This is a genomic window from Flavobacterium sp. (assembly GCF_029242675.1).
Lineage (GTDB): Bacteria > Bacteroidota > Bacteroidia > Flavobacteriales > Flavobacteriaceae > Flavobacterium.
This window is the reverse complement of the sequence record NZ_JAQWTM010000379.1, coordinates 1-3,575: the sequence shown is the minus strand read 5'-3', so window position 1 is coordinate 3,575 and position 3,575 is coordinate 1. Positions and strand designations below refer to the sequence as shown.

Annotated in this window: 2 protein-coding genes and 1 pseudogene; all 3 read right to left on the bottom strand. The window is 34.1% G+C overall.

Features of this window, described 5'->3' with window-relative positions:
• Window positions 1-605, bottom strand: a pseudogene (locus tag P8M54_RS13965) (30S ribosomal protein S12 methylthiotransferase RimO); the annotation flags it as partial.
• 205 nt (window positions 606-810) lie between these two features.
• Window positions 811-2,319, bottom strand: a complete 1,509-nt coding sequence (locus tag P8M54_RS13960) for an outer membrane protein transport protein (protein WP_300288582.1) — start codon at window positions 2,317-2,319, stop codon at window positions 811-813.
• Between the two features lie 39 nt (window positions 2,320-2,358).
• Entirely contained in the window at window positions 2,359-3,447 is a 1,089-nt protein-coding gene (locus tag P8M54_RS13955) for a hypothetical protein (RefSeq protein ID WP_300288581.1), read from the bottom strand.
• Window positions 3,448-3,575: the final 128 nt, after the last annotated feature.

Genomic DNA, 3,575 nt, shown 5'->3' with positions numbered 1-3,575 from the left:
CCGTAATAGGTCAAATCTTGTGCGATTAAAATCAATTCTTTCACACCATCTCTAGCTAATCCTTCTGCTTCTTTTACTAATTTTTCAATTGGTTGAGAAACGTGTTTTCCTCTCATTAATGGAATCGCACAAAAACTACACGGTCTATCGCAACCTTCGGCAATTTTTAAATACGCATAATTTTTAGGAGTAGTAGTTAAACGCTCTCCTAATAACTCATGCTTATAATCTGCACCAAGAGCTTTTAGTAATTGCGGTAACTCAGTAGTTCCAAAAAATTGATCCACATTAGGAATTTCTTTTTCTAAATCAGGTCTGTAACGCTCAGATAAACATCCAGTCACAAAAACCTTGTCTACTAAGCCTTTTTCCTTTTTATCTGCATATTCTAAGATCATGTTTACTGATTCAGCCTTAGCGTTATCAATAAATCCGCAGGTATTTATAACAATTATATTTCCTTCTTTATCAGCAGGAGCCTCATGTTCAACCTCTTTTCCGTTAGCACGAAGTTGACCCATTAATACTTCACTGTCGTATATATTTTTTGAACACCCAAGAGTGATCACGTTGATTTTGTTCTTTTTTAAAGACTTGGTTCTCATAGATTTGTAAATTGGAGTGCAAAATTACAATTTTTATTTCGGGTAATGTAAAAGATTCCTATATTTATGAAGCTAATCCTGCTGTCCGCTATATCTTTTTCTAGCAAAACCAAAGCTAGAAAAAGGATGCCGCTATCATCAGGGCTAAAAAAAACCGTACTGCTTTAAAATCGCGATACGGTTTAATAAGAATTACCATTAGCTATTACAATTCAAATAAAAATGTAAGTGATACATTGTTAGAGATGTTGTTAATAGTAGCTCCATCTGTAAAGCCTTGCGTGAAGAAACCTTGTTGTGTGCTTCTTTCGGCATAAGCATAAGATAAGTCTATTTTAGTGGAACCAAAATTATATCCTAAACCTCCAGAGTAACCAGTTAAGTCACCTATTGTAGATTCGTTTTTATACGGACTTTGCTCATAGCGATATCCTGCTCTCAAGCTAAGTTCTTTGATTTTGTATTCAGCACCTATTCTTAGTTCAGAGGTGTTGTCTAGAAGGTCTCCCATTGAATTATTAAGTGATGTGTAGTAAGCGTCGTTCTCAGGTTTGAACTTAGTTTTACTATAATCCTTGATGGCATAATCAACACTAATTAATCCTGTTTTACCAAAAATATAAGCTAAACTCCCTGTTACTTTACTTGGTGTTTGTAATTTATATACATCGTAGACATTTGTAGTCTTAGCATCTGCAAGTGGATTGTTTCTATCGGCTCCGGTAGTGCTACTGGTAGTGGTGAATAAATCTTGAGTAAATTCATCATTCAAGCGATACCAAGTAGAAGACTCATAAGCTAATCCTGCACGTAATTCATTTGTTACTTTTGCAATAGCACCCACTTGAAACGAGAATCCTGAGCCATACGTATACAATTCGTTATCAAAACGCACATCTGTAATCGTATAGGGAGTCGATAAAGGAGCGTCATTGATCTCATAAAAACTAGAGAATCTTCTGTAATCAGTAAAATGAGAATTTAAATTCAATCCTATAAATAATTTATCTTCATAAGATGTAGCTACGTTAAAAGATAGCTTGCCATTGTAGCCTTCACTTCTTTCTGCATTTTGTTGGTAGAAATTTCCACCTCCAGGTACATTAGAGTTGTATAGCGTTTCTTCTCTATCGTTAGTTGCAGGATTAATGATATATCCATTATATCCTAGATATGCTTGTTGATCGTTGTTGTTTAAATTTCGATAATTATTATCCTCTAAAACTTTTAATGGTACTCCATCTGCATAGCTTAAAAAATAACCATCAATAGAGTTATCGTTAGCATTAGTACCTGCAGAGTACGTAGCGTTATTGAAATTATTAGCATTTTCATAATTAACACCTACGCTGATTTTTTTCCATTTACTGCTGTTACTTTGATTGTTGAAGACAAAAACACCACCTGCTTGATTGATTTTAAAGTTGTTATCCTTTTCAGTTGTTTTGTTACCAAAATAATCTGAATCGTTTTTATTGCTATTATTGGTTAGTGTTACGCCAAATTGATTGTTAACAAAAATTGCAGAACCTGCAGGGTTGACATTTATAGATGATAAATCTCCTCCTAGTGCCCCAAATGCACCACCCATGGCTCTATATCTTGCAGTACCATTTAAATTGTCTTGAGAGTATCTCAGTGCATCGCGAATTTCTTGTGCCTGCATTGCAGAGAAAGAAAGACCTGTTAAGAATATAAAAATATATTTTTTCATTTTTTACCTACTAATATGTTATTGTATAAATCCTTAAAATTAATTACCACCTCTTCTAGAGCTACCACCACTAGATCTTGATCCTCCAGAATATCCAGAAGAGCTTGAGCGACTACTTGACCCTGTTGAATAGCTTGAAGAATTAGGTCTACTAGAATTTTCATTCCTAGAGTTATTACTATTTCTGCTTGTAGTATTTGTAGGAGTGTACGTTCTAGTATTAGTAGATTGCCTTCTAGTGTTGACTGTATTCGAATTAGCTCTTACGGGTTGACTGAAAGTTCCATTTTGATTAGACCTTCTTGAGAAATTAACATTATTATTTGTGTTAACTGCTCTTCTATATTCATTGCTGTTACTTCTAGAACTGCTTACTCTATTTGTAGAATAACCATTTCTGTTGCTATATACCGTATTGTTGTTTGATGATCCTCTACGGCTAGAATTGTAAGAGTATGTTCTGTTGTTATAACGTGGAGTATTGTAATTATTGTATCTGTAATTACTAAAATAGGGATTATAGAAATTGTTGAAGTACGGGTTGTAGAAACCTATTGTGTTATAACGGTATCCATAATAGGGATTGTTCCATCCATAATTATTCCATCCGTAATTGCCCCAACCATAATTATTCCATCCAAAATTATTATACCCAAAATTGTTAAAACCAAAACCAAAATTTGAATATCCTAAGCCATAACCACCATAGCCTCCACCATAACCGTAATTATTTAATTGAATTGTGGTACCTGTGCTGTTATCTCCCCAGCCAGCGTAGTTTTGATTAGCTCCTCCGTCGTTATTATTTTGATCATTACCATTATAACTATCAATATCAGTAAAAACCTCTGTAGACTGATTTCCGTCTTGAAGAGAACTGAAATAATCGGCATAATAATTACTTTGATTATTATTGCTAGCACTGTTGTTGCTATTTGCGTATTGGTTATCGTAAGCCCCCTGGTAAGGTCTTTCTACTTGATTAGACTGGGCGGTTGCGCCATAAATGCCGTCATTATCGTAGTAAGAGCTATTTTGGTAAGATCCACAGGCTGTCAATAGCAGACTTACAAGCCCAATGGTACTATATAAAACGATATTTCTGGATGAAAAAGTATTAGTTTTCATATCTCTAGGTTTTTTTATTGTTGCACATTACAAAAATAGTTAGTTTTGCTGAACTATTTAGTTAAATATTATAACGCAAAATTTATGCCAAACTATTCAATATGAGCAAGAACCTTACAACAAGATCA